General features: G+C 57.3%; 12 protein-coding genes. 6 read left to right on the top strand and 6 right to left on the bottom strand.

Annotated elements, in window-relative coordinates; translation table 11 throughout:
- Positions 1-359 precede the first annotated feature (359 nt).
- Positions 360-2975: a hypothetical protein gene (locus tag DSM25558_RS17670; protein WP_077106002.1), complete on the top strand. Its 2616-nt coding sequence runs from the start codon at positions 360-362 to the stop codon at positions 2973-2975.
- Positions 2976-3068: 93 nt separating this feature from the next.
- Here DSM25558_RS17670 and pyk read toward each other — a convergent pair whose 3' ends face one another.
- Together pyk and DSM25558_RS17660 are read right to left on the bottom strand one after the other, a co-directional pair.
- On the bottom strand, positions 3069-4508 hold the full coding sequence (pyk, locus tag DSM25558_RS17665; protein ID WP_077106001.1) for a pyruvate kinase: 1440 nt from the start codon (positions 4506-4508) through the stop codon (positions 3069-3071).
- Positions 4508-4990: a DUF1036 domain-containing protein gene (locus DSM25558_RS17660; protein WP_077106000.1), complete on the bottom strand. Its 483-nt coding sequence runs from the start codon at positions 4988-4990 to the stop codon at positions 4508-4510. Before DSM25558_RS17660 ends, pyk begins: the two co-directional genes overlap by 1 nt.
- 194 nt (positions 4991-5184) lie before the next feature.
- On the opposite strand from DSM25558_RS17660, the gene DSM25558_RS17655 reads away from it, so the two are divergent.
- The 3 genes from DSM25558_RS17655 to DSM25558_RS17645 all read left to right on the top strand — a co-directional run bounded on the left by DSM25558_RS17655 (position 5185) and on the right by DSM25558_RS17645 (position 6695).
- Entirely contained in the window at positions 5185-5973 is a 789-nt protein-coding gene (locus tag DSM25558_RS17655; RefSeq protein ID WP_077105999.1) for an N-formylglutamate amidohydrolase, read from the top strand.
- Positions 5974-5985: 12 nt separating this feature from the next.
- Complete coding sequence (locus DSM25558_RS17650) at positions 5986-6291, top strand: DUF1244 domain-containing protein (protein WP_077105998.1); 306 nt, start codon at positions 5986-5988, stop codon at positions 6289-6291.
- Between the two features lie 146 nt (positions 6292-6437).
- Complete coding sequence (locus DSM25558_RS17645; RefSeq protein ID WP_103089095.1) at positions 6438-6695, top strand: DUF2312 domain-containing protein; 258 nt, start codon at positions 6438-6440, stop codon at positions 6693-6695.
- A 90-nt stretch (positions 6696-6785) separates the two neighbouring features.
- Here DSM25558_RS17645 and DSM25558_RS17640 read toward each other — a convergent pair whose 3' ends face one another.
- A complete protein-coding gene (locus tag DSM25558_RS17640; RefSeq protein ID WP_077105997.1) occupies positions 6786-8738 on the bottom strand; it encodes an acetoacetate--CoA ligase in 1953 nt (650 codons plus the stop codon).
- Between the two features lie 124 nt (positions 8739-8862).
- The gene (locus tag DSM25558_RS17635) at positions 8863-9804 is read right to left on the bottom strand and encodes an alpha/beta fold hydrolase (protein WP_077105996.1); all 942 of its coding nucleotides are present in this window, start codon (positions 9802-9804) and stop codon (positions 8863-8865) included.
- A gap of 382 nt (positions 9805-10186) precedes the next feature.
- On the opposite strand from DSM25558_RS17635, the gene DSM25558_RS17630 reads away from it, so the two are divergent.
- A complete protein-coding gene (locus tag DSM25558_RS17630) occupies positions 10187-10669 on the top strand; it encodes an Hsp20 family protein (protein ID WP_077105995.1) in 483 nt (160 codons plus the stop codon).
- Positions 10670-10700: 31 nt separating this feature from the next.
- Here the strand turns inward: DSM25558_RS17630 and DSM25558_RS17625 are convergent, their stop codons facing one another.
- Positions 10701-11729 carry a bile acid:sodium symporter family protein gene (locus tag DSM25558_RS17625; protein ID WP_077106034.1) on the bottom strand — a complete coding sequence of 343 codons (1029 nt, stop codon included), beginning with the start codon at positions 11727-11729 and terminating at the stop codon, positions 10701-10703.
- A gap of 105 nt (positions 11730-11834) precedes the next feature.
- Between DSM25558_RS17625 and DSM25558_RS17620 the strand changes: the two genes are divergently transcribed.
- Complete coding sequence (locus tag DSM25558_RS17620; RefSeq protein WP_077105994.1) at positions 11835-12689, top strand: LysR substrate-binding domain-containing protein; 855 nt, start codon at positions 11835-11837, stop codon at positions 12687-12689.
- 183 nt (positions 12690-12872) lie between these two features.
- Here the strand turns inward: DSM25558_RS17620 and DSM25558_RS17615 are convergent, their stop codons facing one another.
- Positions 12873-13928, bottom strand: coding sequence for a threonine aldolase family protein (locus DSM25558_RS17615; protein WP_077105993.1), 1056 nt, complete (start codon positions 13926-13928; stop codon positions 12873-12875).
- Positions 13929-14203: the final 275 nt, after the last annotated feature.

Here is a 14203-nt window from a genome sequence, read left to right as displayed (position 1 = left end):
TGACGTGTGTTAACCACACTGTTACTCTGCCGATCAGTAATATCGATTGTCGTTCTAGTAGTTTTGAGTAGAAGATAGTTATTGTACGAGACATTATTTGTCTTGTGGCGCGGAGGCAGAGTTCCTGATGGATATCTGCTTGCATGAAGCACATTCAATGCGCCGGTTCTCGCGAGCCATGTTCCTGATAAATTCGCTGTTTGCGTAACGTGTTCTTTGGTGTTTGCCGTTCGGCTTCACCAGACCTGTTGTATCGACAGGTATAACATCTGCCATGGGTAGTGTTTTACCACAATGTCGGGGCAAGATTCGTTGCGTAAAGATCGTTCTTGACCAGTAATTGATGGTGTTACGCGCTCATGGCCTCTGAAATCGCCTCTCTTCCGACCCGGCAGATTGCTCTGCTTCCAACGTCTACCATAGCCTCTTTGTCGGCGAGCGATCTGGGCGAACTCAGTTCTGCGCAGTTGAAGGCGCTGACATCCACACAGGTGGGTGCCCTTGCCGACTCGACCGTTTCGTCGCTGACGACGAAGGTCATGAGTGCGATTGCGCCGAAATCCGTGACGGGATTGACGTTGAACCAGCTGGCAGCGCTTGGTAACGAGCAGGTTTCGGGCATGACGACGGCGCAGGTCAAGGCGCTGTATGCGAGCCAGCTCGACGGATTTTCAGAGACGGCGATAGAGGCGCTGAACAAAGCGCAGGTATCGGTGTTCAGCAGTCAGCAGGTCGCCACGCTGTCGGCTGCGGAGCTCAACAGCTTCACCGAGGAAGAAATTGCATCGATCAAGAAGACATCGATCTCGGGGTTGACGACATCAGCGATAGCAGGTCTGAACACAGACAAGATCACTGCCCTGACCACCACACAAATATCAGCTTTCTCCTCCAGCCAGATGAATGCCCTGACTGCGGAGCAACTGTCCGCGCTGACGACCAATCAGTTTTCTGCTTTGACATCGAAACAGATTGCCGCGCTTTCGACGGATGTGATCGCTAACCTCGACAGCTCCAAGCTCGCAGCGATGACCATGAAGCAGGTTGCGGCGCTGACGACGGCGCAATTCAACGCTTTGGATGCCACCAGTCTCGAAAATCTGACGACAACGCAGGTCGCTGGACTGAATACGCAGCAGGTCGCGACCTTGTCGGCCGAGGAACTCAACACCTTTACTCTCGATGAGATCGCCTCGATATCGAAGAAGGTGATCGGCGGGCTGACGACAGAAGCCTTGGCCGGCCTGTCTACCGACAGGATCGCGGCTCTCACCACGGCGCAGGTTTCGGCTTTGTCATCCAACCAGATGAAAGCCCTCAATTCGGAACAGCTCGCGGCGCTGGAGCCTAACCAGTTTGCTGCCATGACGACGAAGCAGATTGCCGGACTTTCGACCGCCGCAATTGCCAATCTCGCCAGCACGCAAGTGGCTTCGTTGACTGAGAAGCAGGTGGCTGCGCTAACGACCGCGCAGTTCGAAGCCTTGACCGCCACGAGCCTCGAAGGTCTGACGGCAAAGCAGGTTGCGGGCCTGAAGACGCAGCAGGTCGCAACGCTAACGGCTGAAGAACTCAACACCTTTACCGCCGAAGAGATTGCGTCGTTAGGAAAGAAGGCGATTGCCGGGCTGACGACGGAAGCTTTGGCGGGCCTGTTTACGGACCGGGTCGCAGCCTTTACCACGACACAGGTCGCAGCCTTGTCATCCGACCAGATGAAGGCCCTGAGCTCGGAACAACTCGCGGCACTGGAGCCTAGTCAATTTGCAGCCATGACCGCAAAGCAGATTGCCGGACTGTCGACCGAAGTGATCGCCAATCTCGACAGCACGCAGGTCGCGTCGCTGACGACGAAGCAGGTGGCGGCACTGACGACTGCGCAATTCGAGGCCTTGACCTCTATTAACCTCGAAGGTTTGACGACGAAGCAGGTTGCCGGCCTGACGGCCACCCAGGTTGCGACTCTGACGGTTGACGAAATCAACTCCTTCACCGAGGAGGAAATTGCCGCACTGTCGAATAAAGCGATTGCCGGATTGAAGACGCAGACGCTGGCTGGCTTGGAAACCAACAGAATTGCAGCCCTGACCTCGACGCAAATTACGGCTTTGTCGTCGCAGCAAATCCAGGCCCTGAATTCAGAACAACTCGCGGCAATGACGCCGAGTCAGTTTGCCGCCATGACGGCGAAGCAGATTGCGGGCCTTTCAACGACTGTGATGGCCAATCTGGAAGCCGAGGACGTCTCTGCTTTCACCACGAAACAAATCCAGTCGCTGTCTACGGCTCAGTTCGACGCCTTGAGCCTCGACAGTATCGAAGCTCTGGATGAAGATCAGATCGGCGGTTTGAGTTCCAAGCAAGTCGCTACGCTCTCAGCCGAAGAGTTGAACAAATTTACCGGCTCTGAAATCGCGGCCATCAAAAAGGCAGCGATTACCGCTTTGACAACGGCTGCCATTGCCGGTCTTTCCGACGAGTTGGTCGGTGCTTTGACAACGTTGCAGATTTCCGGTCTGTCCGCCGACCAGACGAAGGCATTTACAACCAGTCAATTCGCGGCCCTCACGCCTCAGCAGTTTTCCGCATTCGGAACAAAGCAGATTGCCGGCCTTTCGACGGCAACGATTGGCAGCCTTGATAGTGCCAAGCTGGGTGCCATGAACACCAAGCAGATCAGCGCCCTGACGGCAGACCAGTTTGCTGCCTTGACGTCAGAAAGCATCGAAGCATTGAGTGCTGCGCAGGTCGCAGCGCTGAACGCCAATCAGGTCGCGACACTTGATGCAGACGAACTCAACAGTTTCACCGCACCTGAAATCGCATCGATCAAATACGCGGCGATTTCCGGGTTGTCGACCTCTGCACTCAGCGGCCTCACGGATGAGAACCTCGCGGCGTTCACAACCAAGCAGGTGCAGTCCATGAGCGCAGCGCAGGTGAATGTCATCGTCGCTGCCTATCAGGATAACTGACGCATATCGCGCAACGTGCTTTGACACGCTTGCTGCTGGAAACAAAAAAGGCGCGGCCAATGCCGCGCCTTTTTTGATTTTATGGAGCGTCTATCAGACGCCGCTCTGGCCGTCGGAGCCGATATAGGCGATGCGGACCATGTTGGTAGCGCCAGGTGTGCCAAGCGGAACACCGGCGGAGATTATGATGCGGTTGCCGGGCTGACCGAAGCCTTCATCGACAACGATGCGGCATGCGCGGTTGACCATATCGTCCTGGTCGCTTGCGTCGCCGGTAACCACACAGTGCAGACCCCACACGACCGACAAACGGCGTGCCGTCTGAATGATGGGCGACAAGGCGATGATCGGAACCTGCGGACGCTCGCGCGCCGCACGCAGACCTGTCGTGCCTGACGATGTGTAGGTGACAATGGCGGACAGGCCGAGTGTTTCGGCAATCTGACGGGCTGCCAGCGAGATGGCGTCGGCACCGGTTGCTTCCGGCTGCGGGCGCTGCGCGTAGATGATGTTGGAGTAGTAAGGGTCCTGCTCCACGGTGCTAGCGATGGATGCCATGGTGGAGACGGCTTCGACCGGATAATCGCCGGAGGCGGATTCGGCAGACAGCATGATGGCGTCTGCACCTTCGAACACGGCGGTGGCCACGTCGGAGACTTCAGCACGTGTCGGAACGGCAGCGGAGATCATCGATTCCAGCATCTGCGTGGCGACAACAACCGGCTTTCCAGCGCGGCGACATGCGCGGGTCAACTGCTTCTGAATGCCGGGAACGGCTTCCAAAGGCATTTCGACGCCAAGGTCACCACGGGCGACCATCAGCGCGTCGGACAGGGCGATGATTTCTTCGATGCGCTCGACGGCCTGCGGCTTTTCGATCTTGGACATGAGGCCGACGCGGTTACCGGCGATCTTGCGCACTTCGACCAAATCTTCCGGGCGCTGTACGAAGGACAAAGCGACCCAGTCGACTTCATCGGTTGCCAGCACGGCATCGAGATCGATGCGGTCCTTGTCGGTGAGAACGCCGACGCCGAGCAGGGTGTCGGGAAGGCTGATGCCCTTGCGGTCGGAAATCTTGGTGCCTGAAACGACCGTCGTGACGATGCTCTTGCCATCGCACTTTTCAGCGCGCAGATGCAGCTTGCCATCATCGATCAGCAGGCGATCGCCCGGCTTTACGGCTTCGAGAATTTCAGGATGCGGCAGGAACACGCGGTTCTTGTCGCCTGGCTCCTGATTGTTGTCGAGCGTGAAGGTCTGGCCGGCCACAAGGTCGACCTTGGTGTCTGCAAACTTGCCGACGCGCAGTTTCGGGCCCTGAAGGTCGGCCAGAATGCCGATCGGGCGGCCAACTCGGCTTTCGACGGCGCGAATACGCTGAATGAGGCTGCGCATCACGTCATGGCTGGCATGGCTCATATTGATGCGGAAAAGATCGGCGCCGGCCAGATGGAGCTTCTCGATCATTGCCTCATCGGACGACGCAGGACCGAGAGTTGCAAGGATTTTGACTTTGCGGTTACGCTTCATCAGTTCTGACTTTCCTGTGTACCTGGCGTGTCCGAAAGCTGGACCATCCAGCTTCCCTGTCTGCCCGTATCGTATTCCTTGAAGCCCATTCGCTGGAAACTACGGGCATAACAATCGTCGACACCGTTGATCTTGAACTCGTTTTCGGCAACGCACATGTTGACGTCGCCTGTCCACCTGCCACCGCGGGCTGCATCTTCGGCGTAGAGATAATAATAACGTGATTGCAGCTCACCCTCGATCAGGGTGGCGCATGTGGAGGCGGGAACCTGCCACCAGCCTTCGCTGATCCAGCCATCCTGCGCGCGGTAGCCAATGGCTACGCCCACGAGGTTCTGTGTGCTGTTGCAGACACGGAAATCAGCCAATGCCGGTTCTGCAAGAAGAAGCGGTGAGGTGAAGAGGGTGGCTGCGCAAAACAGGCGAATCGCGCGTCGGTGTTTTTGAAGCTTAGCGGAGAATGTCTGTGTCACGGCTTCCATCCGGATTCCATGGTTATAAAATGAGAACACTTCTTGGCGCGGACGCCCACGAAAGTCAACGCAAGTTCAATCGATTGTATCTGTATGAAATATCGTGAACGGTGATGTCGATGGCAGTCTCTCCATCTCAACTTGCGCGTGGCATCTAGCCATGGCATCAAGCGTCTCTCCCTTATCGGCTCAAGAAATCAACAATGACAGACTTCCAGCCATACGAAATCATAGAAGGCGATTATGACAAAGGCATGGTTCTGCTTGCAGATCATGCCATGAACCTTCTTCCGCCAATTTACGGCAATCTCGGCCTTCCGCAAGCCGCTTTTCAACGCCACATCGCCTTCGATATCGGCATCGAAGGCCTGACGCGGCAGCTCGCCGCCAAGCTTGGCGTGCCTGCGGTGATGAGCCGTTTTTCGCGCTTGCTGATCGATCCTAACAGGGGCGAGGACGACCCGACATTGGTCATGAAAATTTCCGATGGCGCGATCATTGCTGGCAATCATCCCATCACGGACGAAGAATGGGACCTGCGCCTGAATAGCTATCACCGCCCTTATCATCAGGCGATCGGGTCGGTTCTGGATAAAGTCGCCGCGCAATCGGGCAAGGCACCGCTGGTGCTTTCGCTGCATTCCTACACGCCGTTCTGGAAAGAAACCGCTCGTCCATGGCATGCCGCCGTGCTGTGGGACACGGACCACCGCGCCGTCCTGCCCTTGCTCGATGGTTTGCGTGCAGCGGGCGACATTCTCGTTGGTGACAATGAACCCTATGACGGCGCGTTGAAGGGTGACACCATGTATCGCCATTGCATGGTCCCAGGCATTCCGCATGCACTTTTGGAAGTGCGCCAGGACCTGATCGCGGATGAGGCGGGCATTACAAGCTGGAGCGAGCGTCTCGCCCCTATTTTTGCCGCAATGAACGATGATCCCGCCTTGCACGACTACCAGCAGTTCGCCTCGCGGACAGGACCATATTGACGGGAGAGCACGATGAGCGAACTTGACGATATTACGAAAACCGAACTGGAAGCTGCGGCATTCCGCAGGCTTCTCCAGCATCTGCGCGAACGCAGCGACGTGCAGAACATCGACCTCATGAATCTGGCCGGTTTTTGCCGCAACTGCCTTTCCAACTGGTACGCCGAAGCGGCGAAGGATGCGGGCCAAGAGGTGAGCAAGGATATGGCCCGCGAGATGGTTTACGGCATGCCCTATGACCAGTGGAAAAGCCTGCATCAGGGCGAGGCCAGCGCGGCACAGAAAGCCGCATTCGAACAAAACAGACCTAAGGAATAGCGCTCCACCACCGGAAACGGCTTGACGTGAGGCCCGCAGGCGGGCAGGTCACCAGCCGGGAATTTTGCTGCCTCAACAGCAGCGGGCGATCATCTCGCCATATGCAGAACAGGGCTCGGCCATGAGCCGCCACCACAAAGGATAAAATGATGGACGAAACAGCGACAACCGAGACCGTAGCCGCCGCCGAACTGCGCCAGTTCATCGAGCGTATCGAGCGCCTGGAAGAAGAAAAGGCCGCGATTTCCGGTGATATCAAGGACGTGATGGGCGAAGCCAAGGGCCGTGGTTACGACACCAAGGCGATCCGCACGATCATCCGTCTGCGCAAGAAGGACGCCAACGAGCGTATCGAAGAAGAAACGATTTTGCAGACCTATATGGCCGCACTCGGAATGGAATAAGGCGGACGGGGCTGAGCCATGCGCTCAGCCAAAGTCTTGTCATGGCGGCGTTACCTGCGCCGCCATTTTCTTTTGAGGACGAGCGCGAACTCACGTCTGTAGTTCGGTGCGATTTGCAAAATGCGACAGCGCGTTGGGATTTGCCAAGGCTTCGAGATTTTTCACCGTCCGCCCGTGAACGACCTCGCGAACGGCAAGCTCGACGATTTTTCCAGACTTTGTTCGAGGAATATCCGGGACCGAAATGATCTTTGCCGGAACGTGGCGGGGCGACGCGCCCATGCGGATCTTGTTGCGGATCGCATTCGATAATTTCTCATCGAGATGAACGCCCGCTGCCAGCCGAACGAACAGAACGACGCGCACGTCTTCCTGCCAATCCTGGCCGATGCAAATTGCCTCTTCCACCTCGGCAAGCTGTTCAACCTGATTGTAGATTTCGGCCGTGCCGATGCGCACGCCGCCCGGGTTGAGCGTGGCGTCGGAGCGGCCATGGATGATCAATCCTTCATGCCGGGTCCATTCCGCGAAATCCCCGTGGCACCAGACATTGTCGAAACGCTCGAAATAGGCGGCTTTGTATTTCGCCTTATCCGGGTCGTTCCAGAACATGACGGGCATGGACGGGAAAGCCTTGGTGCAGACAAGCTCGCCCTTGGCCTCACGGAGCGTGTGTCCCTGTTCGTCCCAGACATCAATGGCAAGGCCCAGACCCGGCCCCTGGATTTCGCCACGCCACACGGGCGACAGCGGGTTGCCAAGCACGAAGCACGATACGATGTCCGTGCCGCCTGAAATGGACGCAAGCTGAACATCGGCCTTGATTCCCTGATAGACGAATGAAAAACCTTCCGGCGACAAGGGCGAGCCGGTGGAGGTCATCAGCCGCAGGGACGTCAGATCATGCGTAGTGATGGGTGTGAGGCCGCTCTTGCGGACGGCATCGATATATTTGGCGGAGGTGCCAAAGAGGGTGAATTTTTCAGCCTGCGCATAATCAAACAGGACGTTGCCATCAGGTGCAAAGGGCGAGCCATCATAGAGGCAGATGGTTGCCCCGGCCGCCAGACCCGCCACCAGCCAGTTCCACATCATCCAGCCACACGTCGTGAAGTAGAAAATATGTTCGCCCGGAACGACACCGCAATGCAGCCGGTGTTCCTTCATCAGTTGCAGCAGGGAGCCGCCGGCAGAGTGGACGATGCATTTGGGAATGCCAGTCGTTCCCGAGGAAAACAGAATGAAGAGCGGGTGCGAAAAGGGTAGCTGTGTAAACTCGACAGGTTTCGCCTTGAAAGGCTGGATGAAATCTTCCAGCAGACGCGCACCGTCGGTGGTTTCCAGCGCGGATGTTACGCCACCGGCATAGGGCACGATCAAGGTGGGACAGCCAAGACGTCGGGCGATGGCTCCAACCTTATCGGCAACGTTCAGAAGCTTGCCATTATACCAATAACCGCTGCAGGCGATGAACAGCTTGGGCTCGATCTGCCCGAAGCGATCCATCACGCCCTGTTCGCCAAAGTCCGGAGAGCACGATGACCAGATGGCACCGATGGATGTTGCCGCCAGCATACAGGCCACCGTCTCAGGCAGGTTCGGCATCATCGCGGCTATACGGTCGCCGGGTTCGATGCCAAGCGCCTTGAATGCCTGCTGAAGCTTCGAGACCTGTTCATGCAGATGGTCCCAGGACCAGCGGTCGGACGCCCTGTCTTCTGCGCGAAATATGATGGCATCGGTGCTGCCCTTGGTGGACAGCAGGTTTTCTGCAAAATTCAGCGTGGCATCGGGGAAAAATGCTGCGTCCAGCATCTGCTCGCCGTTGATCAATGCCCGCTCGCCGCGTTGCCCTTTGATTTCGCAGAAATCCCAAACCGCCGTCCAGAAATTGGCACTGTGATCCACCGACCATTTGTGCAAATCCGAGTAGCTGGCCATATTTTGGGCGAAAGCGGCGTTGCAATGCTGCATGAAGGCATAGATCGGCGTCGACCGTTGAAACGCTTCTGATGGCGTCCATAGAGGCGTGTTGTCTGTCATCTGTCTCCTCCCCAGGATATCAGGCTTTTGGGCACGGAATATCTGCCACGCGGCGCGAGCGCGTGTCCAAGTCTTGCAGCATTGTTTTTATCTTGCCAAGGCTTGCGGGCGTCGGACTTTCAGATCAGGCGTCCGGCGCGAAAAACGCGTCGATGGCGGCTAGCGCCTGGTTGCGATAGACGTCTCGCTCCAGCAGCAGCTCGTGGCGCGCACCCGTGACAGGGATAAGTTGCGCCGCCCGGAAGTTGCGCGATAGCTCCTCCTGCGCCGCATAGGGCGTGATGGCATCCAGCACGGGGGCCAGAAGCAGGGTCGGCACGGTAATTTTGGTGAGGTGATCCTGCCGGATGACCCACGGCATCGTTTTCAGCACTTCAAACAGCCAGCGCGCCGTGGGTGCGCCAATGAAGAGTTCTGGGTGTTCGAGGCCGATCGAGGCGTTGCGGGCAAAGCGAACCGGGTCCGAGGTCAGGGGGTTATCTTCGAAATGCCGCTCGCGCTGGTCTTTGCCGAGTTGAACGCCGCCAAGTCCGATCATGCTGAGGCACGTGGCGATGGCTCTGATCCACGGTTTCGGCACGGATTGCCCGCCCAGCGTGATGAAGGGCGCGGTCAGAACCATGCGCTCTATGCGGTTGGAAAGTGTCGGGGCCATGGACAGCGCTGCCAGCCCGCCGGTGGAATGGGCAATCATGAAGAACGGCAGGCGCGTATCCGGCAGAACGACCTGCTCCAGAAACAGCGATATATCCTTCTGGTAATCGGAAAAGCGTCGGACATATCCGGCATGGGCTTTTTTCAGCAGCCGCTCCGATCCGCCCTGACCGCGGGTATCGAAGGTGGCGATCCAGAAACCCTTGGCGGTCAGATCGTTGATCGTCTCGAAATATTTCTCGATACATTCATTGCGGCCATGCAGCAGAACAATCGTGCCGCGCGCCACGGACTGGCTGGAGCGAAACACCGCATAGCGCAGCTTCTTGTTTCTATGACCGGTGAAATAGCCTGCGAAATGGTTCTCAGGCACGGGGTTGCCCTTGGTCGCATGCAAGATGGCTTCGGTCATGGATGGTGGTTCCGACTTGGCACTGAAAGGTGTTTCACAACGGGATAAGTTGCGCGTCTTTGCACGTCAAAGGAAAAATTGCCGGAACCGTCGGGCTTAGCAGTCGCGGTTCCGGCGAATGTGACAGAAGAAAGGGACAATATCTTCTGTCGCCGGAGGTTGTCTCCGATGTCCCGATGAATAGCGTTGTGAAACTGAACGATTTCGGAACCGCTCGTTCAGATGATGTTCAGGCATATTCAGCGTCATGACATCTCTTGAACTTGCTCAAAAGCCTTCCCATCTCTTGGTTACGGTCGCCAGAACGGGGCCGTATCCGGGTCTTCACCGCCCAATCGGGGTGAAGGCTTTAACCGCAAACAGTCGCTCACAGGAGGACACCATGCGTCACGTTGATTTTTCACCGCTTTATCGCTCCACAGTTGGTTTCGACCGACTTTTTTCCATGCTCGATGGCATTGGCCAGCCGGAGCAGGCGCAAGCCTATCCGCCCTATAACATAGAGCGCACCGGCGAAAGCTCGTACCGCATTACCATGGCAGTCGCCGGTTTTGACGAAAGCGAGCTCAGCATCGAGTCCCGCGCCAATGTTTTGACCGTCAAGGCCGAGAAGACGGAAGAAAACAAGGAGAGCGAAGGCGAATTCCTCTATCGCGGTATCGCCAAGCGCGCTTTCGAGCGCCGCTTCCAGCTTGCCGATCACGTCGAGGTTCAGAACGCCTCTCTGAAGAACGGCCTGCTCCACATCGATCTCTTGCGCAACATTCCCGAAGCCATGAAACCGCGCCGCATTGCGATTGTTTCAGACGTGACGGATGAGCCAAAGCAGATCGAAGCGCAGGTTACGCCTTCTCAGGTCAACTAAGCCTCTATCGTAACATCTGACGAAACGGCCCTCATTGCAGGGCCGTTTTTGTTTGTTCTGGCGCAAGCGCGATCTCTGCGGTTTTTTGCGTTTCGATTGTCTTCGCCTTGCTGGCATATCGCTGCGCGATCACGGCGCAGGCCATCAACTGTATCTGGTGAAACAGCATGAGGGGCAAGACGATTGCGCCGATGCTCTGGCCTGCAAAGATTGCGCCTGCCATCGGCACGCCACTCGCCAGGCTCTTCTTCGAGCCGCAGAAGGTAATGGTGATTTCGTCTTCTTTGTTGAAACCGAGCAGGCGGCTGCCGAACATGGTGATGCACAGGACAACGGCAAGCAGAGCCATGTCGATGCCGATGACGACGCCGATGTCGCGCAGTGTAAACTGGTGCCATATACCTTCGATGACCGCTTCACTGAAAGCCAAATAGACCACCATCAGAATTGAGCTGCGATCCACGGGAGCCAGCAGCTTTTTGCGGGCGCGGATCCAGTCGCCGATCCATGGTTGCAGGATTTGACCCACGATGAAGGGTGCGAGCAATTGCAGGAATATCTGTCCGAAGGCATCGAGCGAAAATCCGCCGCCATGGCCGCCGACGGTAAACAGAAGGCCAACCAGAAGCGGCGTCAGGAACATGCCGAAAATATTCGATGCCGAAGCCGAGCAGATCGCCGCCGGAACATTTCCGCCCGCCATGGAGGTGAAGGCGATAGAGGATTGCACGGTGGAGGGCAGCACGCAGAGAAACAGAACGCCCATATAAAGCGGAGCGGGCAGAATGCTCTGGGGAATATAACCGAGGCCAACGCCGATCAGTGGAAACAGGCCGAAGGTGACGAACAGAATGATCAGATGCAAACGCCAGTGCAGAATGCCAGCAATCACCACGTCGCGGGACAAACGTGCGCCGTGCAGAAAGAACAGAAGCGCAATCGCGCATTTGGTAGCGATGCCGAAGTATTCGGCGGCTTGCCCGCTGACGGGCATGAAGGAAGCGATGATGACGGTAGCGACCAGCATCATGGTGAATCGGTCGGGCAGGAAGCGGCTCATGGCGGCGTGCTTTCGTTTTTCCGGTTTTGCATTGAACTGATGGGCATTATCCCTCATCATGAAAGCAGATGCAAAAACTAACAGTTATCATGATGTGAGATAACGATGCTCAATCTCCAGCACCTTGCCAGTTTCGTGACGCTGGAACAAACCATGAGTTTCACCCATGCCGCAGAACGGCTGGGCATCGGCCAATCCACGCTCAGCCAGCATATTCAGCGGCTGGAGGCCTTTCTCGGTCAACGGTTGATTGCGCGTGACACGCACAGGGTTCGATTGACCCCGGAGGGGGAGGCGCTGCTGGGATATGCCCGCAGCATGCTCGATATCAACAACAAGGTCGCGGCGCTGTTTGGCGAGAGCAAGCTGCGTGGCCGCCTGCGGCTCGGCGTCTCCGAAGACTTCGTGGCCAGCCGTCTAACGGTTATTCTCGAGGAGTTCACCCGGCTCTATCCGCTGGTCGATCTGGAGTTGACGGTGGCACTCAGCGGCTCTCTTTACGAAATGCAGGACAATGGCGAGTTGGATGTGGTGCTTGCCAAAAGACGGCTGGGCGATCACCTCGGCCATTTTCTCTACCGCGAGCCACTGGTGTGGCTGGCCAAGGACCCCGACGCTGTCCTGTCACGCGAACACGCCCTGCCGCTCATCGCCTTTCCACCGCCCAGCATCACCCGCAAGGCTGCCCAGGAAGCGCTCGACCGCGCCGGTTTCGCCTGGCGTATCGTCTGCACCTGCGCCAGCCTCAGCGGGTTGACGGCTGCCGCCCGCGCCGGAATGGGCGTTCTCGTCCAGCCCCGCAGCATGGCACCATCGGGCTTACGGGAACTGCCGAAAGGGTCACTGCCCTTGCTGGAAGACGTTGAGTTCGTGCTTCAGCCGAGGAAAGGGGCAGATGCGGAACTGGTGGAGGCGCTGTCCAGGTTGGTCATGGCGAAGGGCATGGTTCCGGGCGTTTAAGCCGCGGCAGCGAGACTGATTGTTGAATCTCAGTCGATGGCGACAGATACGTCTCCTCCGTCATTCCGGCCTTGAGCCGGAATCCAGTGCGCCGCGTCCGCGGCGCAGAAGAGTCTTTTGCGATCAAGGACTTGATCGCACTGGACCCCGCATCAAGTGCGGGGTGACGAAATAAACTTAGGTCTAAGCCCCACCACAAATCCGCAAGAAATCATCCACGTCGTTTTCGAGCGTCGCAAAGCTGGTGACGAGGCGGATCAACTGTTCATTGTCTCCAACAGGTTCCGGCATGTCGTGCGGGACGGGCCAGTCGTAGAAGCTGGCACCGGCCTCTTTGGCGGCCTTGGCCTTGTCTTTGTTCAGAACCACGAAAAGCTCGTTGGACTGTGTCGGCCAAGCCAATCGTGCGCTGTTGGAGGCTGAGAGGCCGTCACGCAGACGGGTTGCCATGGCGTTGGCGTGGGTGGCCAGTTCCAGCCACAGGTTGTCCTTGAAATAGGCGTCGAATTGGGCGGCCATGAAGCGGGTTTTGGAGAAAAGCTGGGCGGAGCGCTTGCGGATGAAGGGCAGGTCTTCTGCCGTTTTCGGGTCCATGTAGACAATGGCTTCCGCGCACCAGCAACCGTTCTTGGTTGCGCCGAAGGACAGGATATCGACGCCGCGCTTCCATGTCATTTCCGCCGGTGTGGTGTCTAGCGCGATCATGGCGTTGCCGAAACGCGCGCCATCCATGTGCAGCGGCACGCTGGCTTTTTTGGCAATTGCCGAAATGGCGTCGATTTCATCCAGCTCGTAGACCGTGCCTTGTTCCGTTGCCTGTGTTACTGTCACCAGCATCGGCTGGCCCTGATGAATGGAGCCGGGCGGAAAGCGGCCGATGGCGGTTTCGAGGTTTTTCGGCAGCATCTTGCCATTGGGTCCGGCGACCGGCATCAGGCGGGAGGCGTTGGAGAGGTACACCGGCGCGCCGCACTCATCCTCGATGACATGGGCTTCGGAGTGACAAAAAGCGATGCCGCCGGGGCGGGCGACGCTGGCCATGGCCAGAGAATTGGCAGCGGTGCCGGTGCCGACGAAGAACACGGCGACTTCGCGCTCGAAAATCTCGTTGAAGCGCTTTTCAATGGCGCGGTCCAGCTCGCTTGTGCCGTAAGCGGCTGCGAACCGGGTGGATTCTTTCATCAACCGCTCATTGATTGCGGGGTGGGCGCCTGCCCAGTTGTCGGAAGCAAAAAACATGGGTCTGCACTTTCGATGAGTTGGGAGTGGCCGGACTGCCAAACGATTGTCGTTCTATGGCCTTATCGCGGGGAACGCAAATCCAGCAATGAAAGCAATGATTTCGTCGCTTTGTCGGAAGAAAATTGCGCGAAGATTCACGACCGAGACATATAGCGTCATTTTCTGTGTTTATAAAATGTTGAGGTGGACTTGCAGAGCGTGGCTGTTTCTGTCAAAATCCCATCAGAATTGAGACAGCATTGCTGTCCTAAATTGACAAGCGGACGCAAAGC

Origin of the sequence: Agrobacterium sp. DSM 25558 (genome assembly GCF_900100825.1) — a bacterium.
Lineage (GTDB): Bacteria > Pseudomonadota > Alphaproteobacteria > Rhizobiales > Rhizobiaceae > Agrobacterium.
Note: the sequence above shows the minus strand (reverse complement) of the source record. Positions and strands in the feature narration are given on the sequence as shown.

What these genes read in the sequence shown, in the direction of transcription:
- DSM25558_RS17670 (WP_077106002.1), top strand. Translation starts at nt 360, where the DNA reads ATGGCCTCTGAAATCGCCTCTCTTCCGACCCGGCAGATTGCTCTGCTT.
- pyk (WP_077106001.1), bottom strand. Translation starts at nt 4,508, where the DNA reads ATGAAGCGTAACCGCAAAGTCAAAATCCTTGCAACTCTCGGTCCTGCG.
- DSM25558_RS17660 (WP_077106000.1), bottom strand. Translation starts at nt 4,990, where the DNA reads ATGGAAGCCGTGACACAGACATTCTCCGCTAAGCTTCAAAAACACCGA.
- DSM25558_RS17655 (WP_077105999.1), top strand. Translation starts at nt 5,185, where the DNA reads ATGACAGACTTCCAGCCATACGAAATCATAGAAGGCGATTATGACAAA.
- DSM25558_RS17650 (WP_077105998.1), top strand. Translation starts at nt 5,986, where the DNA reads ATGAGCGAACTTGACGATATTACGAAAACCGAACTGGAAGCTGCGGCA.
- DSM25558_RS17645 (WP_103089095.1), top strand. Translation starts at nt 6,438, where the DNA reads ATGATGGACGAAACAGCGACAACCGAGACCGTAGCCGCCGCCGAACTG.
- DSM25558_RS17640 (WP_077105997.1), bottom strand. Translation starts at nt 8,738, where the DNA reads ATGACAGACAACACGCCTCTATGGACGCCATCAGAAGCGTTTCAACGG.
- DSM25558_RS17635 (WP_077105996.1), bottom strand. Translation starts at nt 9,804, where the DNA reads ATGACCGAAGCCATCTTGCATGCGACCAAGGGCAACCCCGTGCCTGAG.
- DSM25558_RS17630 (WP_077105995.1), top strand. Translation starts at nt 10,187, where the DNA reads ATGCGTCACGTTGATTTTTCACCGCTTTATCGCTCCACAGTTGGTTTC.
- DSM25558_RS17625 (WP_077106034.1), bottom strand. Translation starts at nt 11,729, where the DNA reads ATGAGCCGCTTCCTGCCCGACCGATTCACCATGATGCTGGTCGCTACC.
- DSM25558_RS17620 (WP_077105994.1), top strand. Translation starts at nt 11,835, where the DNA reads ATGCTCAATCTCCAGCACCTTGCCAGTTTCGTGACGCTGGAACAAACC.
- DSM25558_RS17615 (WP_077105993.1), bottom strand. Translation starts at nt 13,928, where the DNA reads ATGTTTTTTGCTTCCGACAACTGGGCAGGCGCCCACCCCGCAATCAAT.